Source organism: Wolbachia endosymbiont of Dipetalonema caudispina (assembly GCF_013365495.1).
Taxonomy (GTDB): Bacteria; Pseudomonadota; Alphaproteobacteria; order Rickettsiales; family Anaplasmataceae; genus Wolbachia.
On record NZ_CP046580.1, the window covers coordinates 253573 to 276373 of the forward strand.

At 28.2% G+C, this 22801-nt stretch carries 16 protein-coding genes; 11 read left to right on the forward strand and 5 right to left on the reverse strand.

The genetic code is table 11. From position 1 onward, the window contains the following. The first annotated feature begins 860 nt into the window (after nucleotides 1–860). From nusA to ubiA, 4 genes are read left to right on the forward strand one after another with little or no spacing between them, the layout of a single operon-like run. Nucleotides 861–2429, forward strand: a complete 1569-nt coding sequence (gene nusA, locus GOY14_RS00940) for a transcription termination factor NusA (RefSeq protein WP_175809412.1) — start codon at nucleotides 861–863, stop codon at nucleotides 2427–2429. A gap of 9 nt (nucleotides 2430–2438) precedes the next feature. Beyond that, nucleotides 2439–4778, forward strand: coding sequence for a translation initiation factor IF-2 (gene infB, locus GOY14_RS00945; protein ID WP_175809414.1), 2340 nt, complete (start codon nucleotides 2439–2441; stop codon nucleotides 4776–4778). 2 nt (nucleotides 4779–4780) lie between these two features. Then, nucleotides 4781–5134, forward strand: a complete 354-nt coding sequence (rbfA, locus tag GOY14_RS00950; protein ID WP_175809415.1) for a 30S ribosome-binding factor RbfA — start codon at nucleotides 4781–4783, stop codon at nucleotides 5132–5134. Nucleotides 5135–5137: 3 nt separating this feature from the next. Beyond that, the gene (gene ubiA, locus GOY14_RS00955; protein ID WP_175809417.1) at nucleotides 5138–5995 is read left to right on the forward strand and encodes a 4-hydroxybenzoate octaprenyltransferase; all 858 of its coding nucleotides are present in this window, start codon (nucleotides 5138–5140) and stop codon (nucleotides 5993–5995) included. A gap of 782 nt (nucleotides 5996–6777) precedes the next feature. On the opposite strand, the gene GOY14_RS00960 is transcribed toward ubiA, so the two are convergent. Then, entirely contained in the window at nucleotides 6778–8586 is a 1809-nt protein-coding gene (locus GOY14_RS00960; RefSeq protein WP_175809418.1) for a peptidylprolyl isomerase, read from the reverse strand. Between the two features lie 249 nt (nucleotides 8587–8835). Here GOY14_RS00960 and GOY14_RS00965 point away from each other — a divergent pair, with 249 nt between their 5' ends. Further along, nucleotides 8836–9453, forward strand: a complete 618-nt coding sequence (locus GOY14_RS00965) for a cell cycle transcriptional regulator TrcR (RefSeq protein ID WP_175809857.1) — start codon at nucleotides 8836–8838, stop codon at nucleotides 9451–9453. A 185-nt stretch (nucleotides 9454–9638) separates the two neighbouring features. Continuing rightward, entirely contained in the window at nucleotides 9639–11054 is a 1416-nt protein-coding gene (gene rho, locus GOY14_RS00970; protein ID WP_175809420.1) for a transcription termination factor Rho, read from the forward strand. A 160-nt stretch (nucleotides 11055–11214) separates the two neighbouring features. On the opposite strand, the gene GOY14_RS00975 is transcribed toward rho, so the two are convergent. The 4 genes from GOY14_RS00975 to GOY14_RS00990 all read right to left on the reverse strand — a co-directional run bounded on the left by GOY14_RS00975 (nucleotide 11215) and on the right by GOY14_RS00990 (nucleotide 14888). Beyond that, nucleotides 11215–12678, reverse strand: a complete 1464-nt coding sequence (locus tag GOY14_RS00975; protein ID WP_175809422.1) for a leucyl aminopeptidase — start codon at nucleotides 12676–12678, stop codon at nucleotides 11215–11217. Nucleotides 12679–12747: 69 nt separating this feature from the next. Beyond that, on the reverse strand, nucleotides 12748–13401 hold the full coding sequence (locus GOY14_RS00980) for a protocatechuate 3,4-dioxygenase (RefSeq protein WP_175809423.1): 654 nt from the start codon (nucleotides 13399–13401) through the stop codon (nucleotides 12748–12750). A 474-nt stretch (nucleotides 13402–13875) separates the two neighbouring features. After that, nucleotides 13876–14004: a ribosomal protein bL36 gene (locus tag GOY14_RS00985; RefSeq protein ID WP_175809424.1), complete on the reverse strand. Its 129-nt coding sequence runs from the start codon at nucleotides 14002–14004 to the stop codon at nucleotides 13876–13878. A 47-nt stretch (nucleotides 14005–14051) separates the two neighbouring features. After that, complete coding sequence (locus GOY14_RS00990) at nucleotides 14052–14888, reverse strand: pyruvate, water dikinase regulatory protein (RefSeq protein WP_175809425.1); 837 nt, start codon at nucleotides 14886–14888, stop codon at nucleotides 14052–14054. Between the two features lie 174 nt (nucleotides 14889–15062). Here GOY14_RS00990 and ccmC point away from each other — a divergent pair, with 174 nt between their 5' ends. The 5 genes from ccmC to nuoL all read left to right on the forward strand — a co-directional run bounded on the left by ccmC (nucleotide 15063) and on the right by nuoL (nucleotide 22801). After that, entirely contained in the window at nucleotides 15063–15776 is a 714-nt protein-coding gene (gene ccmC / locus GOY14_RS00995) for a heme ABC transporter permease CcmC (protein WP_175809426.1), read from the forward strand. A gap of 1840 nt (nucleotides 15777–17616) precedes the next feature. Beyond that, complete coding sequence (locus tag GOY14_RS01000) at nucleotides 17617–19485, forward strand: WD0745 family porin (RefSeq protein WP_175809427.1); 1869 nt, start codon at nucleotides 17617–17619, stop codon at nucleotides 19483–19485. Nucleotides 19486–20048: 563 nt separating this feature from the next. Beyond that, on the forward strand, nucleotides 20049–20636 hold the full coding sequence (locus tag GOY14_RS01005; protein WP_175809428.1) for an NADH-quinone oxidoreductase subunit J: 588 nt from the start codon (nucleotides 20049–20051) through the stop codon (nucleotides 20634–20636). Next, nucleotides 20627–20935 (forward strand): NADH-quinone oxidoreductase subunit NuoK, encoded by a 309-nt coding sequence (gene nuoK, locus GOY14_RS01010; protein WP_175809429.1) that lies wholly within the window; start codon nucleotides 20627–20629, stop codon nucleotides 20933–20935. Before GOY14_RS01005 ends, nuoK begins: the two co-directional genes overlap by 10 nt. A gap of 3 nt (nucleotides 20936–20938) precedes the next feature. Beyond that, nucleotides 20939–22801, forward strand: a complete 1863-nt coding sequence (nuoL, locus tag GOY14_RS01015; RefSeq protein WP_175809430.1) for an NADH-quinone oxidoreductase subunit L — start codon at nucleotides 20939–20941, stop codon at nucleotides 22799–22801.

Sequence of the window (22801 nt, forward strand, 5' to 3'; positions counted from 1 at the left end):
TTTTATTAAGGAGTTATAAGTAATATGGTATTAATAAAATAGGCTTATTTTTTAAACAATTTTCTTCGAAAAAGTTTATAGCCATTCATTAATAATAGTATTTAGTGATTAATGCTATATTCTTAAAACTATGTTACTTTTAACTTGAATGATAATTTTAAGTTTATTCAAGGCTTGATTTTTACTTAAATTAACATAATAAGATATAAATTAATTTTAAAGTTGTAATTTAAAGATCAACAAAATTATAAAGAAGGTCTATACTGTAATTACAATATTATTATTGATATTAATAATATACTTTAAATATTAAAAATAATAATGTAATTATGTATTTCATTGTTAATGAAGTCATTTTTTTTTGATTACATACATGTTTTTTATTAATAGAATTATAATTTTTTGTGTGAGTAGGAGTTATTACTTTAAATTGAGTTATAGGAGTAATATGCTGTCATTAAATAGTATTTTTGTCGCTAAAAATTAGAATGATATATAGCTTATGTTAAACGTTGTAGTAAGTATTTTTATTTTTATGAAATGTTAATATTGCTTATTGTTATGGCTGTAGTTTGAATTAAACATCAATGTTTGTCAGCCTTGTCAGTTAAATAAAATATAGAAATTTTTTATTATAAATTATGTATTAGTGCATCATTGAATCGGATGAGTGTAATATTTTCATACTATAGGGTATGTAAAATATTAGTTATAATATTTTACTCTTGTTTTTTTGTTCTGTATTGTTTGTACATGAAATATGAAAAAACTTGACTTGGATTAGTAATTATTTAATACTGAGAATAGTATTTTTTAATTCAAGCTTATAAATTATAGCTAATGATACAGGGTTTATTTATATGATTGTTAATCGTAAAAGTAGTGTAAAACAGAAGAATGATGGAGGTGAATTAGTTGGGAGTATTGATATAGTAAAAACAGCAGCGGAGCTTTCGCTTCAGAAAGGTTTAGATTTTGAAGTGATTATAAAAGCATTAGAAAGTGCAATAGAAGCAGTTGCTTATCAAAAATATGGTAATAAGAGTAAGATTGTAGTTCATATAGATAGAAATACAGGAAAAGTTATTTCATACAGGGAGTTAAAAGTTATTGATAATGGGTTAAATGAAGAAGGAAATAGCAGTGGGTGTGTAGGATCGATTACTCTTACAGAGGCTAAGCTAATGAAGGAAGATGCTAAAGTTGGAGATACTATTAATCAGTTGCTTTCTCTTAATACTGATCTTGCTTCAGCAAGAATTGCTCAGCAAAGAATTGCTCAAGTAATTAAGTACGAAGAATTGAAAAAACAATATGGAGAATTTAAAGATAAAGTGGGAGAAATAAGGTATGGTGTTGTTAAGCAAGTGGAATATTCAGATTTAATTATAGATATAAATGGTACTAAGGCATATCTTCCATTGCGGAATTTAATCGGTGGTGAATCTTTTCGTGAAGGTGAGAAAGTTAAAGCATATATACAAACTGTCAAGCGTTCTGACGATGGACGTCAAGTTATTCTTTCTAGGGCACATGAAGGTTTTTTAGAGGCATTATTAAATCAAGAAATACCAGAAATTGCTGATGGGTTGGTGATAATTAAAGGTATAGCTAGGGATGCTGGTTCAAGATCTAAAGTTGCTGTTTTTTCTCCTGATAAAAATATTGATCCAGTAGGTGCTTGTGTTGGAATTAAAGGGGAAAGGATAAAAACTATAATACATGAATTGAATGGAGAAAAAATTGATGTTATACATTACTCTTCAAATTTGGGTCAGTTCGTTATTAAAGCTATTACTCCTGCAGAAGTATCGAAGGTTATTATTGATGAGAATGAAAATTGTGTAGAATTAATAGTTCCGGAGGATCAGTTGAGCTTAGCTATAGGGAAAAAAGGTCAAAATGTGAGATTAGCTTCAGAACTTATTGGATGGAAGATTGAGATACTCAGTACTCAGCAAGAGTCAGAAAGACGAAGTAAAGAGCTTAGTCAATGTTCAGCTTTGTTTGCTGAAGCTTTGAATTTAGAAGAGATTATGGGTCAACTATTAGTTACAGAAGGTTTTTCGAGCGTAGAAGATATATCTGATGCTTCAGTTAAAGAGCTTGCTTCAATCGAAGGTTTTAACGAGGATATTGCAAATGAACTACGTAGCAGAGCAAATAGGTATTTAAGAATAAAGAATGATGAAAAAATAGAAGAGTTAAGAATTTTAGGTATGGAAGATGATGTAATCAACTTGCCTTTATCAATAGATAATAAAATTGCTCTTAGTAAACATGGTATTAAGACTTTAGAGGGTATAGCAGATTTATCGAGTTATGAATTTTGTAGTATACTTTCTGATTCAGCGAGTAGTAAGGATGATTTAAAAAATACAGCGGATTTAATAATTATGGAAGCACGTAAGAAGCTGGGTGTAATATAACAAATGAATATGAATAACGAAAAAGATATTAGTGGCAAGAAATTAACACTTCAAGGTTTTAATAAACTTAAATTTGGTTTTGACTTGAGTTATCCAGTAATTTCAAATGTAGGTGCTACAGTGATAAAAAAAAGAAAGAGAAAAGAAATTCGTGAGTTGGAGGAACAATACGGAAGTAAATTAAGTTCCTTGACAAAAAAAGAGCAAATTTCTCGTATTAATGCTGTACAAAATGCTGCTTTATTGAAGGAAAAAATAAGTTTAGAGAAAAGAGAGAAGGAAGTAGTAGCAGAGGAAAGTAATAAGAAAATTTCTGTTAAAAAAAGCATTTTAAATACTTCATTAAAAGAAACTAAAGAGAGAGAATTAAATAGTATTAACTCAATTAAGTTGATTGGAGAGAGAGTTGATGACGAGGATTTTAGTAAAAAATCTTTAAAATCTAGTAAAGATGTATATTCTAAGTATTCTAAGTATTCTAAGTTAATGATTGCACAGTCAATAGATGATAAAGTTGAACAAGCTTTAATTTTAAGGCAAAGGTTTGGTATAAGAAATAAAAAGTCAAAATTGATCAAAGGTAAGAATATATCGAGGGAAGTTATTGTACCAGATAAGATTACGATTAGGGAGTTGTCTATTCGTATGGCAGAAGACAATAGAAATGTACTAAAAATATTAAAAGAAGAATTAGGTGAAGGTTATGAAGTGGATGATTTGGTGGATCCGGATATAGCATGTAAAGTAGTCGAAAGATTCAATCATATAGTTAAACGAATAAGTAATGCTAGTAAGGAAAGGGATTTATTTTTTATAGAAAATAAGAAGGTCTTACCTAAAAAATTAAAGCCTCCGATTGTGACGTTTATGGGACATGTTGATCATGGTAAAACTTCATTGCTTGACGCGTTTCGTAAATCTAATCTTGTAGAGGAAGAATCAGGTGGAATAACTCAACATATAGGTGCTTATCAGATAGTGACAAAAGATAAACATAAAATTACTTTTATTGATACGCCAGGACATGAAGCATTTGCTACTATGCGTGCACATGGTGCTAGTATTACTGATATAGTTGTAATAGTAATTGCAGTTGATGATGGAGTAATGAAGCAAACGATTGAGGCTATAAGTCATGCAAAAGAGGCAAATGTTTCTATTGTGGTTGCTATTAATAAAATTGATAAATCGAAGCCTAGGGATATAGAAAAGATAATTAGTAGTTTGCCTCAATATGGTTTAATTCCTGAGGAACTTGGTGGAGATATTATAGTTGTGCCAGTGTCAGCAAAGAAGAAAATTAACTTAGATAAGTTAGAGGAGGCAATTTTGTTAATTGCTGATTTGATGAGACTTGAGGCAATAGAAGATTGTCGAGCTCTTGGTTGGGTGGTGGAATCTAGAATGGATAAAATTAAAGGAATATCGGCTACATTAATAGTTGAAGAGGGAACTTTAAGAATTGGTGATATGTTAGTGTTAGGTACAACATATGGTAAGGTACGTAGTATAGTTAATCATCTTGGTCAAAAAGAGAAAGTAGCTTTACCTTCTACTCCGGTTGAGATTACTGGTCTCGATGGGATACCAAATGCTGGAGATAAATTTATTGTTGTAAATTCGGAGAAGAAGGCCCGTGAGATTATTGAGTATAGGTTGGAGTTAATCAGGGAAAAGGAAAGGAATTTGAGTAAAAATAATCTAGATATATTTAGTTATAGTGATAATAAGAGGGAAGAGATATCTGTGCTTTTAAAGTGTGATGTTACTGGTTCTATTGAAGCAATATCAAATTCAATTGCTAAACTCGGTACAAATCAAGTAAAATTGAATATTCTGTATAAAGCAGTGGGAGGAATAACAGATTCAGATGTGTTACTTGCGCAAGCATCGAATGCAGTAATTTTAGCATTTAATGTTAAAGCAGATTCAAAAATAAGGGATTTAGCAAAGCAAAAGGGTGTAGAAATACTCATTCATAATATAATATATGGGCTTATTGATAATATGAAAATTTATTTGACTAAAATGTTAAAGCCTATAATACGAGAAGTTCATATCGGTTCTGCATCTGTGATGCAGATATTTAATACTTCTAAAGCTGGTAATATTGCTGGATGTTATATAAGTGATGGAGTAACAAAGAAAGATTCTTTAATCAAGGTAATACGTAATAATAAATTGATATGCAAGGGAAAATTAAAAGCTTTGCGTAGATTTAAAGATGATGTTAAAGAAGTAGGTACAGGCTTTGAATGTGGAATATCTTTTGATAATAATGTTGATGTTAAAGTTGGAGATGTTTTAGAAGTTTATCAATTAATACATGAAGAAAGGATATTATTGTAGTGATGAGGTTAAGAAAAGAAATTAGAAGCTTGAAAATAGCGTCTGTATTGCATAGGGCAATATCTAGGGTCTTAATGGAAGGCAAGATATACGGTAGTAGAAATGTGACAGTGTCTGATGTAAAGTTAAGTAAAGATTTAAAAAAAGCTGATGTATATCTTGTATCACCTTCGTTAAATGAAAAAGATTGTAATATTGATACTATTATCAATGAGATCAACCAATCTGCATGGTTGATACATAGATCTATATTGTGTTATGTTAATTTACGATTTGTACCTAAGTTAGTTTTTAAGTCTGATTTAGCATTTAATAACTTTATTAATATAAGCAAAATATTAAGTCATCATACTTAATCGGTGAATTTTAATCGTTATTTTTTGTTGATGAGATTGCATAGTTTAACAGGTTTATGGCTTGTATTATTTCCAAGTTTAAGTGGTATTATTTTAGCTTCGACTTCTTTATCATGGCAGACTTTTTTTTTTCTTATTTTGTTTACTTTAGGTGCATTTTTAATGAGGTCTGCAGGTTGTATAATTAATGATATTTTTGATAAAGAAATAGATGCATATGTTGAACGTACAAAGTATAGACCACTTGCAAGTGGTCTACTAAATATCAAGCAGGCTTTAGTTTTACTTTTTTTATTACTATCTATTGCACTGGTGATTTTACTTCTTACTAATAAGACTACACTTATACTTGGAATAGTTTCTATATGTATGATAATTATTTATCCTTTATTAAAGCGTTATATTTGGTGGCCTCAGTTATTTTTAGGATTTACTTTTAATATGGGATCACTTATGGGTTGGGCAGTGGTAAGGAATAAGATTAGTATCGAACCTGTACTTTTTTATGTAGGATGCATTTTTTGGACGTTAAGTTACGATACAATATATGCTCATCAAGATAGAAGAGATGATGAAAAATTAGGAATAAAGTCAACTGCATTATATTTTGGTAATGCAATAAAGTCTTGGTTGAAAAAATTTTACTTCATGTCTTGTATTATGTGGTTATATTCTGGTGTTTTATCGTCATTAAACAATATTTTTTATATTGCTCTACTTGTTGTAGGGTTTATATTTTACCGTCAATATAAAGATTTTGATTTTGATAACCTTGGTCAATGTATGTCCATGTTTAAAAATCATTTTTATGTAGGGTTATTGCTTTTTTTTAGTATTCTTTTGGATAGAATTTTAAGCTGAATTAATAGGAAAAATTTTCAAAGACTATTTAAGTTATATATGATAAGTTTTTCTTATTAGCTATTCGAAAATTTTAAAGGTAAAAGTATGAAAAATAGTAGTTGTGGTTGTTAAGGTGGCTTGCCTCTTTCAAAGTTGAAAAATTGTGTGTGTTTAGTTTGTTTGGGTTTTGCTACAACTGTGTATTCTCTGTGTGAAAACAGTATATAAATTATATTTTGTAGCTTTGATAGTTTTATTATTTAGGTAGCTGGTGTTTTTTGCTTAGAATTTATTTTTGATTTATAGAATTCAACTTTGAAATTTAGTACAAAATACTAGAACATTTTTATGAATTGCAGAAATTATATTGTATATGTTTTTAAGTTTTCAGCATTTAATAGGATTGTGGTAAAATAAAATTACTCAAAGAGTTATCCGTACTAATTAAAAAGAGAGTTGAGCTGATAATGGTTTTTTTGTCTTTGTTGATATCATGTTATTATGGTGAAGTGTGCAGGAAATAAATTATATTTCACTTTAGTAAAAATGAAGAATAGTAGTTAGCAATTTTAATTTTATTAGATTAGGAACTGTACATAGTGTGTATTTGAAAATACTATATGATGTTTTAGGTTTATAGTGTATTTTTATGCAGTTTGCTTCATTTACATGTGGTTATGGAGGTGAATATGTGGAAGCATTATAAAATTATCTTTTATGTTTAGCTACTTTTTTATTTTGTGATTTAAATAGTTGGTATAGAATTATATTATGTCTTTAAATAAAGAAGGAAAAATTTCTTATACTTCATCAAAAATAGCATGGTTGACTTCTATTTTATATTTTGATTTTAAGTAGCTAATTAATTGCTCTTTTAGTGATATCATTACACGTTTTCCGGTATCTAATGTGTTTAATGTACCATTTGATGAGTGTATTTTTTTTAGAATGCCTATTATAATATTATTATCATGTTGAACAGGTTTTGTTACTGAGCTAATTATTTTCATATTAAAAATTTCTTCTATAAAAGAAGGAGGGTAATTTTGTTGCTCAGTCTCATTTCTATGTATCTGCTTATTTTTGATCAGTTTTATGCCTTGAGTTTTCTTAAAATCTGCTTTTTCTTTTAATTGAGTTATAATTTTTTGTCCAATTTTAAACATTTGTTCTTTTGTAAACTCATTACGCCAAAAATCTATTACAGATTCTTTGCTTTTTTCAAAACTTTGCATTTTTGGTGGGGTAATGTCGATAATTTTTACGCTGAAAACAGTATCTCCAATACTTTTAAAATAACTTTTTTGATCTTTTTTTTGTGAAAAGATTAAGGAGATTAAATCGTTGGAATTTTTGATACTATTAATGTTTTGTCCTTTTCCGTTGGTGTCTATTGGTCCTATAATTTGTATAGGTAGATTGTATTCATTAGAGATTTCTTCAATTGTTGCACCATTATATATTTTGTAATTCACTTGATTTATAAAATCGTTAACCTTTTCGAAGGATTTTTGGTTGGCTAGAATTGATTCTATATTCTTCTTCAGGTTGATTAAGTTTTCATCAGAAATTTGATGTATGTTTTCTACCTTTATTATGTGCCAACCGAAATTACTTACTAAAATTTCGCTCACTTCACCTGCTTTAAGAGCAAACACTTTTTCTCTCATATTCTCTGGTAAAAGATTCTTAGTTATATTATTTATTCTAGTTTCCTCAAGTTTTGTTTTACCAAATTTTTCTGCTATCTGTTCAAAGCTTATTTCACCTTTTTCAAATGCTTTTTTTGCTGCTTTTACCTTTTCTTCACTAGGAAATACTATATTAAATATATCTCTTTGATTTTTCAGTTCCTGTTCTTCTATTATAGAATTAATTTCTTCATTTGAAATGTGAATTTGATCTTTAAAATATTTTAGATCTAAGGAAATATATTGTGCAGTTCGATATTCAGGATCGTAAAAATGAGATTTGTTTTTTTTGTATAAGTCAAGTAAAATTTTGTCATCTGGTTTAGGGATATTTATAACTGCATCTTTAGTTATTTTTATAATATCGACTATTCTAGTTTGGTAGCGACTTTTATATATTTTCTCATCGATTTTTTCACCAAAGGTTACTGGGTAATTATTCTTAAATAAAGAGGTTATAAACATTATTGTAGGCAAAATTTTCTTAAGATTTGTTACATATTCTTTTTCTGTTATGTGCAAGTTATTTAGTGTTTCGTAAAATTTTTTTTTATCAAATTCTCCTTTATCATTTTGAAAGTACTTAATATTTCCGATATAGTCTTTTATAGATTCTTCTCCAATTGTTAATTTTAGGTCGTTGACTAAGTTAAATAATAGTTTTTCTTCTATAAGAATATTAAGTAAATTATGTTTTAACTTTTTTATTTGTTCTTTACTGATGTTAGGTTCAGAAATTTGTTTTTCATAATTTTTATATAATGACTTATATTCATTTAATGTTATGATTTCTTTTCCAACTCTAGCTACCTTTTCTTTTTCATTATTTTCTAATAGAAAATTGCCAATTCCCATGAAGATTAGTAAGCAGATTAAAATGATAATAGTGACTTGAGTGAAGGAATTTTTAATGTTCATAAATTTGAGTGATGAATAGTTATTATAACTGGAATTTAGTTTTTTGTAAATCTATATAGTGAGTATATATAACTATAATATATTAATTATTTAAGGCTTATTTTTTTCTTGAATAGGAATGTGTATTTAAGTTGATTATCAAATTAAGAATTAAAGATGTAGGAGTTATATTAGAATGATAAATTAATGCTTTTTTAATTTTAATAGCTTAATATTTTAGTTTTGCGTCATAGCTAAAGAGTATTGTAAATAGTAGATGTTTTCCTGATGTCGTCAGAACTTTTTAAAGGTAATAATGATAAAAGTAAACAATTTCTTATGCAAATTGCTGTTTGGTTAGTGGATAATACTGCTTTAACTTTTAACCAAATAGCTCAATGTTGTGAATTAACTCTTGAAGAAGTTCAGGATATAGCGGATGAAAAAGTAGATGCTAAAGGATTTAATCCTATTGTTTCTGGAATAATAACTGAAAAAGAGATTGATGATTGTAAAAAAGATCTAGATCGTATTCCAAATTTGATTGCAAAAGGTTTTAAGGGGAGGAATAAGATCGGTAGTAGTATTTTGGGCATTACTTCTGTAGTTAGGCGTAGGGATAAACCTGATGCAATTTATTATTTAATAAAAAAATTTCCTATTTTGGATAATAATGTTATAGCTAAATTAATCAGCACAACAAGTCATACTGTAGAGCAGGTAAAAAATGGATCTCATTATAATATGCAAAATATAAAACCTCAAGATCCTGTGTTGCTTGGCTTATGTAAGCAAGAGGATTTAGAAGCAGAGATAGAAAAAGCAAAAATAAAAGAAGAGAGAAGAGAGAGGTTAAAGAATATAAAAAAAAAATATGAAATTCTTTAAATTGCTTATTTATTTTTATGTTTTATCGGTATTAAATTCGCTTGACTTAATTAGTTTTATTAGTACTATACTAATAAAGTATGTAGCTTAATAGTAATTGAATATTTCCTAAAGGTAACTAAGCCTAATTTATTATCTTATGCATATCTTAAGTTAGTAAACATCAATTAAAATTTTGGAGGGTTATGATAACAGTCAATGAAGATGTTTTAGCGAAGGAAAAAATTGTAACTGAACAAGAATCAGTAAAAAAAAGTGAGCTAATTCTTAATAATGATATGGTAAAGCAAATGACAAATGAGAGTGTAAAAGAAAGTAGGAAAGCGTTGGATTTGAGTGAATTGAGAAAAAAAACAGCAGAAGAATTATTAGGTCTAGCCGAAGAAAGGAAAATCTCAACTAATGGTAAAAGTAATGGCAGAATGCTGAAGCAAGAAATGATATTCAGCTTAATGAAAAAAATGAGTGAAGAAGGGGGAGTTACTACAGGAAGTGGGGTAGTAGAAATATTACCTGATGGTTTCGGCTTTTTACGTTCAGCAAGTGCAAATTATGCTACTAGCACTGATGATGTTTATATTTCTAATGGGCAAATAAAAAAATTTAACTTGCGTACTGGAGATATGGTATGTGGGGAGATCAGGCCACCTGGTGATAAAGAAAGGTATTTTACTTTAACTAAAGTTCAAAGTATAAACTCTACTGAAATAAGTGAATTGAGGAAGTACGTCCATTTTGATAATTTACTTCCCCTTTATCCTGAGGAAAGTTTAATTCTTGAAAAGAGCACAAGTAAAAATGATAAAAAGGATATAAGTATGCGTGCTGTGGATATAGTTGCCCCTCTTGGAAAAGGTCAAAGGGCATTAGTAGTTGCCCCTCCTCGTACAGGAAAAACGATATTACTTCAACAGATGGCTCATTCTATAGCTATGAATTATCCTGAAATAGAATTGATGGTATTACTTATAGATGAAAGGCCTGAGGAAGTGACAGATATGATGCGTTCTGTGAAGGGTGAGGTGGTGAGTTCTACATTTGATGAACCTGCCTATCGACATGTACAACTTGCTGAAATAGTGATAGAGAAAGCTAAAAGAATGGTTGAACATAAAAAGGATGTTGTAATTTTGCTTGACTCTATAACTCGTCTTGCACGTGCTTATAATGCAGTTATTCCTTCATCTGGTAAAGTTTTAACTGGTGGTGTAGATTCAAATGCTTTACAAAGACCGAAACGATTTTTTGGAGCAGCTCGTAATATTGAAAATGGTGGTTCTTTAACAATTATTGCTACTGCTCTTATAGAAACTGGCTCAAAAATGGATGAAGTTATTTTTGAAGAGTTTAAAGGCACAGGTAATGCTGAAATTTTGCTTGATAGAAAACTTGCCGATAAGCGAATATTTCCAGCTATTGATATTACAAAATCTGGAACTAGAAAGGAGGAATTATTGATTAATAAAGCTATATTAAATAAAATATGGGTCTTGCGTAGAATACTTAATCCTATGGGATCTATAGAAGCAATGGAATTTTTACGTGATAAACTACTTTTAACAAAAAGTAATGCTGATTTTTTTAACTCTATGAATAACTAGTTGTAGAGAAATTTTAAAGGTTGACTATGATAACTAGTCTATAATTAGCTTTTTTAGGTTATTTTATCTAATTTTATTTATCACTATGCTAGATATTAGACTGATAAACAGTACTAGATTTTAAGAAGCTAAATTTTTTTGTACTTTAAAGTAAGTATGATTACTTATTTTCATAGTATTTCTCAACCAGTTTATTGAGCAACCTTACACCAAAGCCTACTGCTCCTTTTGGAGAGATATCAGTGCCTTTTTCATGCCAAGCAGTTCCTGCAATATCTAGATGTGCCCAGCAGGTATTATTTATAAAACGCTGTAAAAATTGTGCAGCTATTATGCTATCTCCACCAAAACCTACAGGAGCTATGTTTTGCATATCTGCAATTGATGAATCAATACTTTTATTGTAAGTCTCACTTATTGGAAGACGCCATAGTTTTTCATTTACTTCATTTCCTACATTAATAAGTTGATTTGCTAATTCATCATTATTGGAGAAAAGACCAGCATACTCGTTCTTTCCAAGTGCGATTATTATAGCACCAGTTAAAGTTGCAATGTCAATCATGAACTTTGGTGAAAACCTATCTTGGGTATACCATAAAGCATCTGCGAGTATAAGCCTTCCTTCTGCATCAGTGTTTAATACTTCTATTGTCTGACCGGACATTGAAGTGATTATATCGCTTGGCCTTTGGGCGTTGCTACCTACTGCATTTTCTGCTAGTGCAACTACACCAATTGCATTTATTTTTGCTTTTCTTCCTGCTAGAGCACGCATTACTCCAATTACAGCGGCAGAACCTGCCATATCATATTTCATTAACTCCATATTACGTGAGGGTTTTAGTGATATTCCTCCAGTATCGAACGTTATACCTTTACCCACAAAAGCTATAGGTTTTTGTTTTAAAACAGCTCCATTCCATTTTATTACTACTAGTTTTGGCTCTTTACTACTTCCTTGTGCTACTCCAAGTAATGCTTTCATTTTTTTCTCTTCTATTTGTTTTTTATCAAGTATTTCAACCTCAAGATCTAGTTGAGTAAGTTCGGTTTTTATACGGTTGGCATATGATTCTGGATATAAGATGTTGGGTGGTTCAGTAATTAAAGAACGAGCAAGAAATATACCTTCACCTTCTTGTCTTAGAAGTTCAAATGATTTTTCAACGTTGCTTAGTTGTTCATCTTTTACTAGTACTGTAATTTTTTCTATTTCTATAATTCTTTTATCTTTTTTACTTTTATACTTATCAAATTTGAAACTACGTAAAAATGTTCCGTATGCAATATTTGCTGCATTTCCTTCAATAAAAATCACTGCTTGTTTAATCTTTAATTTGCTTAATTTACAATATATTTTACCACCAATATTTAATTCTTTGTTTTCATTCCACTCATTTTTTTTGCCTAGTCCAACAACTATGATGGTTTTTCCTTCTGGAAAAGTAATAGAGAAAAATTCACCAAAGCTTCCATTAAAGTTATTAAGTTGTTTTATACTATTTATAACTAACTTTTCTTCTTGTAAGATTTTGTGATTATTTATAGTTTTGTCATCTTCAAATAAACCTGTGACTATTGTTTTTGAATCAGGTAAAATTTTAGAGATTATTATTTTCATTGTTTTGTAGTTTTTTATTTAATTCAAGGTTAAAGTAATATTTACTTGAACAGTTTAAAAATACAAGTTTTATTTTTTGCTAGAAAACTTGTTATGGCTATTTAGAGTAATGTTAAATATATAGGTTTTAGTAGCTCGGTTATTATAGATAAACGGTGCTATTAAGAGGCTTGCAAGTCCATTATCAATTAAATTGCTAAGATTAGGATCAACACAGTTAGTATAATTATGGTCAATAAAAAACATTTGTGTTTTAAAGTTTGGAAAATCTGGATGCTGAACTAAAAAATTGATATGTGGAGCCATATTTTTAATTTTACCAGGTGCTATTGTGATGAAACTGTAATAGCCAAGGTTATTTGTTATAAATCTCCCTGATCCGATAAAATTTGGATCAAATTTATCTTTTTTTATATTTTCATCATAGTTATTCATACCATGTGAATTCACGTGCCATATAAAAACCACAGCATTTTGTATTGGTAGACAGTTTATATCAGTAATTCTACCTACTATATTTATTAATTCTCCAATTGCACTAACTGGAGATCCTGGTTTTCTCCTTAGGTTATTTGAAAAGTGAAAGTGTTTTGGTTGTGGATCAAGGTTATAGATTTCTGGTGTTTTGATGCAATTGAGTAAGATAGGGTCAGTTGCAAGTGATGATAATCCTAATATGTTTTGTATTAAAAACGCTAATAGGATAACTTTCACCTTTGTCATTAAAAATATAGTTTCTAAATATTTAAATTATAGCAGTTTTTTTGATATTAGATGTAGAACACTTCTTTAAAATTCAGATTAATCAATTATTAGCTTGTTTAAAAAGAGTCTAAAAAGCATTTTGTTTATTTATCATGCATGATAAATGTAAATTTAACTTTTTTTTATATAAATTGGCACTTGATGTCCACTTTTCTTTAAGGTTATTCAAAGAATAATGTTTTAAATAGAAGTTTATATTTTGTTTTATGCTTAATGGGCTCATTTATCCATAATTATATTGATACTAAAAAATGTATATGAATAAATCTTTTAAAGAAACGAATAAAGAAACGACATACCTTACAGCTAGTTTTTCAAAAATTATGAAAAAACTTTCTTTAAATTTATAGATACTCTCTACAACTATTACTATAGTAATGAGCCTATATTACTTAACTATTTTTTTTAGAGTAAGTTATATATACTTAATTTTTAAGAGCCTTGGCGAGCTTTACATCTTGGCTTGACTTTATTTATAATGTAAACTTTGCTGCCTCTTCTTACCACTTTACAGTTCTTGTCTCTATTGCGATGAGATTTTAGTGAACCTTTGACTTTCATATCTATAGCAAAAACTAAAATAATTTTAATGATAATATTTATCTTAGTCAATTAATAAATTTTTTATACTTATGTAAGTGTTGTATGATTGTTGCTGATACTTCTTCGATTGACTTTTGTGTAACATCAATAATTGGCCAATTATTTTGTTTAAAAAGTTCTTCTGCTTTTTTTATTTCTTTCTCTACTTTTTGGGGGTTAGCATATATATTATTATTTTCGTTATTGATTGAAGTGAGCCTATTTTTACGTATTTCTACTAATCTATTTACATTTATTGTTAATCCCACTGTGAGCTTGTTTTTTAATTTTGTTAAGTCGGCATGAAAGGGTACTTCACTGATAAAAGGAATATTTGCAACTCTGTAACCTCGATAAGCTAAGTACATGCTAGTGGGAGATTTTGATGTACGTGAAACTCCTATTAATATTATATCTGCTTTATCAATATCTTGAATATTTTGTCCATCATCATGATTAATAGTATAGTTTATTATTTCAATGCGCTGAAAATATTCGTTATTTATCTCAGTATGTAAGTCAAGTTTTACATCTTTTTCAATTTCAAGATAAGAGGAAATTTCTTTAATAATATGTGATAATATTGCCCTATAAGGAATTGCCAATTTTATACAATAGTTTTTTAAATATTTTCTTAGCTTGTCATCAGTGATAGTGCATATGACAAAGTGGCATTCATCTTTTTTTTTATTGACTCCCTCTAAAATTTTATCAATTTGTTCTTCTTTTTTCACAAAAGACCAGACATATTCAACTGTTTCTACAGAGCGAAAGTGTTTTAGAGCTGATTTTGCAACTGATATAACGGTTTCACCACTTGAATCTGATACTAAATATAGATTAAGTTTTTTTTTAGAGGTCATGTTCTATAAATAGTGCCATATATAAATAGTACTATAATTTATTAGTATGAATTAAAGCAACTTGCTACTACAATCATAACTGATTTATTCAATTACTTGAAATATGATAGAACTTTTATTATTGATAAAATCTGAACTAATGGATAAATTTTTAATTTAGTTATTGTTAAGCAGATGTTTTTGTTTAAGTCTATAAGTTTCTCTTGTTTTTTAAAGAAAGTTTTACCTTGGTTTGAGGTTATATGTTTTGTATGTTTTTTAATTGGAGTATTCTTGGCTTTAGTCTTTTCTCCAGAAGATTATAAACAAGGAGAGATTGTACGAATTATGTATCTTCACGTGCCTTCTGCATGGCTTTCTTTAGGAATATATGGGCTTATTACATTGCTCAGTTTTATCTTTTTGGTATGGAATAATAATAGTATTGTCAGCGTCTTGGCGCATGCCGCCGCTCCTGTAGGAATGATATTTTCTGCAATATGTTTAATTACAGGTAGTATTTGGGGAAAAGGTACTTGGGGTGCTTGGTGGGTGTGGGATGCAAGACTTACTTCAATGTTAGTTTTGTTTTTTTTATATATTGGTTACCTTTCATTATGGAGTATTATTGATAACGATGAAAGAGCTAAAAAATCAGCAGCAGTGTTTGCTATCTTTAGTGCTGTAAATATTCCTATAGTGAAATTTTCTGTGAATTTGTGGACTACTTTGCATCAATCAACAAGCATTTTTAGAAGTGGTGGGATAGCAATAGAGCGTTCATTGCTGTTACCGTTAATTGCTATGTTTATGTTTTATACAACATTTTTTTTAGTTGTGTGGATGTTGTATTCGCTTTATTTAATTAATTTATGTGAAATAAAGAAAGAAATTAATTTACAGTACTAAAAACTTTTAATGATCATGCATGTAGAAAATGTATTAAAGTAGTAAATGCTTTTGATTGTTTTTAAATACTATGTGTTTGAATGTAAGCTAAAATACACTAACTCTACGGAATTTAAGGTATGAGTGTGATTTTAATGTTAAGTTTTTTATAATTGTATATAGGAAAAGTTTAGGTATTAAAAAAGTATAGGTTAAATTCTTAAGAAGTTGATTATTGCTGATTGCTGAGAAATATTAGTAGAAGTTACTGTGATATTTTTATAATTTTGAACAGGGAATGTAGTATGTATACTATTTAGCTAATAATTTTGAAGGAAATAATAGCTAATTTGTTAGATTATGGAGAAATCTGTAATTCAAATTAATTGAATTATCTTAATAATAGAATTTTTAAGGTAAGTAGTATTACTTGTATATGTATAGAGGTTTAGAAAAATTCATGCTGCTCTTAAATGATAAAAAATTGTTGGGATATGTATGAGAGATGTTTTTATTTATGGTTGTTTTTTTAATTTTATGTTGCATAGCTAAAATTTTTAGTTTGTAAGTTGAGTAAAGTTAAGGATACTGGAAAATTATGAGTAGCTAGGGTTTACTTAGAAAATAGTATTGTAATATATTTTTTAATAGCGGAAAAATTTAATATAAATTATCTTAGACATTTAAGTTAGTAAGGAGGGAATAATATAGACAATATTTTGTTTTATATTGGTAATCATTTTATGTTTTTTATAAAATTTTAATTAAGTTATTTTTTTAAATAGGTCATAAACTTCCAGAAAGAAATTGTATATTAAAATTTGTATGATTGATAGTTAATTTTTTTAATGTTGATAAATATATACATATTTATATGAAATAAACAATAAACTTCACTTTCAAGTGATATGAAGATTTACTTTCCTTGCATTATTATTTTAGAAAATTATTGTACGTTTCTAATATAGTAATATCTAAACCAGTGTGTGTAGGTTTGTATTAATGATTAATCTCTACTTGCTAAGTTTAGATATGACTTTAAAGTTTATCTTTACTCTGTTTATTTCTTAATTTAAAGGAGATTTTTATTAAAATTTTTAGTTGAAATTATCGGGTTGGTGAAGTTGTGTATAAATATTTTTTAATTTTTCATTAATTACTGAAGATAAAGTAGTTGTTTTGATAAAACTTCTTTAAATATTAGACTAAATATTAGACTAAATTTAAGATTTTAATTTTGAGTATTGGTTTTAAAATATATAAATAGCTATGAATTTGTAAATGAGTTATAAAAATTACAATAAATCCTTTATTTTATTTTGGTTTGGATAAAATTTTTAAAGATAGATTTAAAGAATATGTTTATATTAATTATTTTAATATTAAAGCATTTGAAGATGTGGATAAGCTGTAGCTATAAAATGAAACAGTATTTATACATTACTTATGATAAAATGAGTTATATTCTTTACATAAACTTGATTTTAAGTTTTATTTTCTGTTTGAAGATAGATAAATTATTTTTGTTATAGATTATTTTGAATAGTGAAAGATAATTTTATAGGGTTGTAAAGATTTATAAATTGATAGTTTTTGATGATTTAAATTTTAATGTTTTTATTTTGTATTTATGTATTTTATCGAGTAAGTTATAGTATTTGTGATATAGATAATTAGTTAAAAGTATGTAAGTTTTAAATAAATTTGCATAGTAAAGTGTTTTTTTTTAATTAAAGTGTGTTTAGGATATTGCATTTTGTTTTTGTTTCAGCTATAAGGTTGCTTTAAGTTGAGTTTACACTTTAAAAAATATATTATTTTATATTTGAGTAATGATTTTGAATTTTTTTGGGGGCACTTCATGAAAAAATCTACCTGTGTTAGGGCTATTTTAGCTTTTTTATTTACTTTATGTTTTAGCAGTTTTGCTGATAATTTTTCTAATGAAAATATGGAGGAAGTGAAAAAGCAAGAGGTAATAACAACTTCTGGAAGAATGGAAGTTATGAAAACATTAAACAAAAAACTAAAGGAGAAAATGGATAGAATATGTAATGTCCATTTGATAGAAGAAGGTGATGGGCTTAAGAAAAAAGAGGAGTTAAAGCTAGCGGCTAAGGAAGGGAAAGAAGAGGGAAAATTAGTAGATGAGAAAAAAACAGAAGCTTTAATCGTTAATGGTTCTAGTTTAGAGAGTTTTAAGGTTAATAATGATGATACTAAAGTTGAAGTTATAAAAGATAAAGATAATGTAAAAGTTATGAATCAGCATATAGGAGAAGAAGATAAAACGAGTCTTATTGTTTCAGATGGAGATGTTGATGTTATTGATACTAATCAAGGAAAAGGTAGTTTAAAAATAATTTTTGGTGGAGTTGTCGATGCTCAAGGTTATGCTAAAATAGGACCAAGTGGTAAAGATTATAAATGTTATAATAGCATGATAGGTTGTTATATTAATTCTGATAATCAAGTAACAAGTTTAGGTCAAGTATTCAAGCAGATAGAAAGTGTTGGTAATTATAGCAATAATACGGGTATGATTACAGATGCAATGTTGCATTTAAAAGTAGAAAATAAAAATGAGGATTTAGGATTTTTGTATGGTGCGGATGTGCAACTTCAGGTTCCGGTTACTGAGGGTAAAGGAGCTTCACAGGGTATAAATGTGATAAAAAGTAGGAGTGCACATTTGTTTTTGAATTCAAAGTATGGTGACTTAAAACTTGGTTATCAATTTGGTCCTGAAGCTTTAATGAGGCTTGATGCAACTAGAATTGCTACTGTTGATGGGGCTGCAGACAGTAATTGGTTTAAAAGAGTAAACTTGGAGGGAATTAATAAGAATTTTCCGTTTTATGTAACACCACGTCTTTATAGTGAAAGTTTTTCAAGTGGGAGTGAAACTTTTTCTTTTTATATGGCGGAGAAATATCATAAAGATGTTATGACTACATTGCCATTTAGAGTTGTTTACTACTCACCAAATTATATGGGTATAAAGTTTGGTATTGGTTATTCACCTCGCTATGACAGTAGTTTATTTGTTGTAGAGAATAAAAGACATGTTGGTTCTGATTATGAGCATATAGTAAGTGCTGGTATATTATATGAGTACGACTTGAAGAAGCATGGTATAAAAGTTAAAACTTCTATGGTTGGTGAGTATGGTTTGCCTAAACAACTAAATGAAAATCAACTTTTTTATAATGAGTACATAGAATACAATAACTTAATGGGCGTTAATTTGGGTATAAGTGCTGACTATAAGGTTAATGAGAATGAAGATATCAAACTTGCTGCATCATTTGCGTATTTAGGAAAATCTGATTACCCAAAGAGTATTAAGAAGTTAATAAATGGTAATTATCAAGAGTTTGGAACTGGTATTATTGATCACAATGGAGAAGAAATAAAAAAGTTAGAAGTAGTTAAATTTAAAGATAATGATGGAAGCACTATGTATTGGACTACAGGTGCTAGTTATCAATATGATAACCTCTATACAAGTTTAGTTTATTTTGGCAGCAAAACAGGTAATGGAAATAAACTTCATGATATTGCGTTTGGTGTTCAATATAATCTTTCTTCTACGTGTGAAAGAGGTAAATTTATTCCTTATGCAGTTTTTCATTATTTTGTAACTGATGATAAGGTATATGAAGAAAAGCGCACTGCTGTATCTAATAAAGGAGTGTTATTTCTTACTGGTGTGAAATTTTCTTTTTAAATATTAGTGTTAAAGCACATACTACTTTAAATGTGATGGTGCTTTCTAGGTATTAGTATAGTATTATTAATATAATAATAAATTTAATGAAGAATTTTAATTTTGTGTTACTAAGATTATTTTGAGTAAATTTTTTTGTATGTTGTTACAACACTAATAAATAATTAAATGAAGATTATTGTGTACTTTGTTGTAATGCTTAGAAATTTATAAAATGAAAAAAAATTTAAAAAAGACTACTTCTAAAGTTAATTGTTTATTTATTTTCTATAGATATATTTAAGAACTGGAGTATGTTTTTATTTATTAAATAAACATTAGAATTTTAAAATTAATATATATAGTGTAAAAAATAGATAATTACTATATCGAGTAGGTTGTTTATACTTTTTTAAATAACTTGAAAGTTAAATAAAGTTATTTTTATTAGGTTAAAGAGAATGAGCAAAATTTATCAAGTAACTTTTTATTGAATCTGGTATGCCTTGCTATTAGGAACTTTATTGACTTTAGTGATAATTGCCTTAAATTAGTAGCTATTGTTACAATCAAAGTATTAATGGATGACTTTTTTCTTTTATTTTTTTGCATTTCTTAGCATCTTATCTGCTGTTTATGTGATCAGTGTAAAAAATCCTGTGTATGCAGTGTTATCTTTAATTATTACTTTTGTTAACTCTGTAGTTCTTTTTATTCTTCTTGGAGCTGAGTTTATTGCTATGGTAATGTTAGTGGTATATATAGGTGCAGTTGCAGTGTTATTCCTCTTTGTAGTTATGATGCTTGATGTTGACTATATAAGGCTACGTTATGGTTTTACAAAACATTTAGTTCTCAGTGTTATATTATCTGTTATATTTTTTTTAGTTATTAATTTTATAATTCGTAGTTCAGCACTGAGTATAAATAATATTATAAACTATAATATAAGTAATGTAAAAGCCATTGGTGATTTGTTGTATACTGATTACATGTATGCCTTTCATCTTTCTGGTATTTTATTGCTTGTGGCAATTATTGGTGCAGTTGTTCTTACTTTACAAGACAAAAAAAAAGGAGTTAAAAAGCAAAACATGTTAAAACAGTTAACTAAGTCCTCATCTATAAAATTAGTTAAGGCTAAGTTTGGAAAAGGAGTGAAATGGAAATAAGATTAGATCATTTTTTAGTAGTTGCGGCTGTTTTATTCACTATTGGGGTGTGTGGTATTCTTTTCAATCGCAAGAGTATAATCAATGTACTGCTATCAATAGAAATATTGTTATTGGCAATTAATATCAATTTAGTTGCTTTTTCTGCTTTTATGAATGATATAATCGGACAAATTTTTGTCATATTTGTGTTAACTGTTGCAGCAGCTAAGTCAGGAATAGGGCTTGCAATATTAGTTATGTATTATAGAAATCGAGGCAATATAGATATTGAGCGTGTAAACTTAATGAAGGAATAAAATATGATGAATATACTGAAATTGATAGTATTTTTGCCACTTTTTGGTTCGTTATTTTCAGCCTTTTTGAGAAAAGGTATTTTTGGTCAGTTGATTACGACTATAGGAGTTGGGATATCTATGGTTTTATCTTGGTATATTTTTTTTACTTTTTCTGAAAATTATCACTTAAATTTATTTCCTTTGCTTTCATTAAGTAGGTTAAGAGTAAATTGGGCAATTAGTATAGATGCTCTTTCGTCTTTAATGTTAGTTATTGTTACTACTGTTTCATTAGTAGTTCATCTTTACTCTATTGGTTATATGGAACATGATAAAGGAAAATTAAGATTCTTCTCTTATTTGTCGCTATTTACATTTTGTATGATTGTTCTAGTTGTGAGTGATAATTTTGTACAGCTTTTTTTTGGTTGGGAAGGGGTTGGTTTATGCTCTTATTTACTTATAGGGTTTTGGTTTCAAAAATGTTCTGCAAATAATGCAGCACTTAAAGCATTTATTACAAATAGAGTAGGAGATTTTGCACTATTAATTGGAATTTTTCTTATTTATTATACATTTTATTCGTTAAATTTCACTGAAATTTTTGATGTGGTTGATTTTTTTACTACAAAAAGTGTTAGGATGTTCTACATTAAATTTGAAGTTATTCATATAATATGTATATTGCTTTTTATTGGTTGTATGGGAAAATCTGCTCAACTGGGCTTACATATTTGGTTGCCAGATGCAATGGAAGGGCCAACTCCTGTTTCTGCTCTCATTCATGCAGCAACGATGGTGACAGCAGGTGTGTTCTTAGTAGCAAAATGTTCTCCACTGTTTGAACTATCGAATGTAGCACGAGAATTAATAGTTATTGTTGGTGTACTTACTGCTTTTTTTGCAGCCACTGTTGCAATTACTCAGAATGATATAAAAAAAATAATTGCTTATTCTACTTGCAGCCAACTCGGTTATATGTTCGTAGCATGTGGCCTTTCTGCTTATAATGTTGCTATTTTTCATTTGATGACGCATGCCTTTTCAAAAGCTTTGCTATTTCTTAGTGCAGGCAACGTAATTCATGTAATGCACTGTGAACAAAATATTCAAAAAATGGGAAATTGCTGGAGGAGGATTCCTTATACCTGTGCTTCTATGTGGATTGGGTCTCTTGCTCTTTCTGGAATATTTCCATTTGCAGGTTTTTACTCAAAAGATTTGCTGATTGAGCATGCTTATGATACAAATAGTCTTGTTTTTATAATGAGTTTGATTATTACATTTTTTACAGCATTTTACTCTTGGAGAGTATTGCTTCTTGTTTTTCATAGTCAAAAAAAAAGTCAAGTTAATATACATGAAGCACCAATAATTATGCTTATGCCGCTATTAATACTTGCTTTTGGGTCATTGTTTTCTGGAATATGGGGAACAAATGTTTTAGACATCACTAGTGATATATTTTGGAAGTCAAGCTTAGTAGTTGTTAATAAGTATGGAGTGCATGATTTTTATTTTTTTGTAAAATTGCTGCCAACTTTAACAAGTTTAAGTGGAATAGCACTTGCATGCTTAATTTATTATTGTCAAATAATTAAACAGATTAAAAGTGAATTTTTACTTAAATTTATGAAAAATAAATGGTATTTTGATGAGGTATATGAATTTTGTATAGTTGTGCCAATTAGATTTATATCTAAGCTTCTATACAAATTTGATATTAAGGCTATTGATTCATTCGGGATAAACAGTATCATAAAATTGGTTAATGGATGTTCAGAAAATTCTATAAAATTACAAACTGGCTATATATTTGATTATGCCTTTATTATGTTGATTGCTTTAATAGTCAGTGTTTTGTGTGTTATTGGAATTAAATAA

What these genes read in the sequence shown, in the direction of transcription:
- nusA (WP_175809412.1), top strand. Translation starts at nt 861, where the DNA reads ATGATTGTTAATCGTAAAAGTAGTGTAAAACAGAAGAATGATGGAGGT.
- infB (WP_175809414.1), top strand. Translation starts at nt 2,439, where the DNA reads ATGAATAACGAAAAAGATATTAGTGGCAAGAAATTAACACTTCAAGGT.
- rbfA (WP_175809415.1), top strand. Translation starts at nt 4,781, where the DNA reads ATGAGGTTAAGAAAAGAAATTAGAAGCTTGAAAATAGCGTCTGTATTG.
- GOY14_RS00960 (WP_175809418.1), bottom strand. Translation starts at nt 8,586, where the DNA reads ATGAACATTAAAAATTCCTTCACTCAAGTCACTATTATCATTTTAATC.
- rho (WP_175809420.1), top strand. Translation starts at nt 9,639, where the DNA reads ATGATAACAGTCAATGAAGATGTTTTAGCGAAGGAAAAAATTGTAACT.
- GOY14_RS00975 (WP_175809422.1), bottom strand. Translation starts at nt 12,678, where the DNA reads ATGAAAATAATAATCTCTAAAATTTTACCTGATTCAAAAACAATAGTC.
- GOY14_RS00980 (WP_175809423.1), bottom strand. Translation starts at nt 13,401, where the DNA reads ATGACAAAGGTGAAAGTTATCCTATTAGCGTTTTTAATACAAAACATA.
- GOY14_RS00985 (WP_175809424.1), bottom strand. Translation starts at nt 14,004, where the DNA reads ATGAAAGTCAAAGGTTCACTAAAATCTCATCGCAATAGAGACAAGAAC.
- GOY14_RS00990 (WP_175809425.1), bottom strand. Translation starts at nt 14,888, where the DNA reads ATGACCTCTAAAAAAAAACTTAATCTATATTTAGTATCAGATTCAAGT.
- ccmC (WP_175809426.1), top strand. Translation starts at nt 15,063, where the DNA reads ATGTTTTTGTTTAAGTCTATAAGTTTCTCTTGTTTTTTAAAGAAAGTT.
- GOY14_RS01000 (WP_175809427.1), top strand. Translation starts at nt 17,617, where the DNA reads ATGAAAAAATCTACCTGTGTTAGGGCTATTTTAGCTTTTTTATTTACT.
- GOY14_RS01005 (WP_175809428.1), top strand. Translation starts at nt 20,049, where the DNA reads ATGACTTTTTTCTTTTATTTTTTTGCATTTCTTAGCATCTTATCTGCT.
- nuoK (WP_175809429.1), top strand. Translation starts at nt 20,627, where the DNA reads ATGGAAATAAGATTAGATCATTTTTTAGTAGTTGCGGCTGTTTTATTC.
- nuoL (WP_175809430.1), top strand. Translation starts at nt 20,939, where the DNA reads ATGATGAATATACTGAAATTGATAGTATTTTTGCCACTTTTTGGTTCG.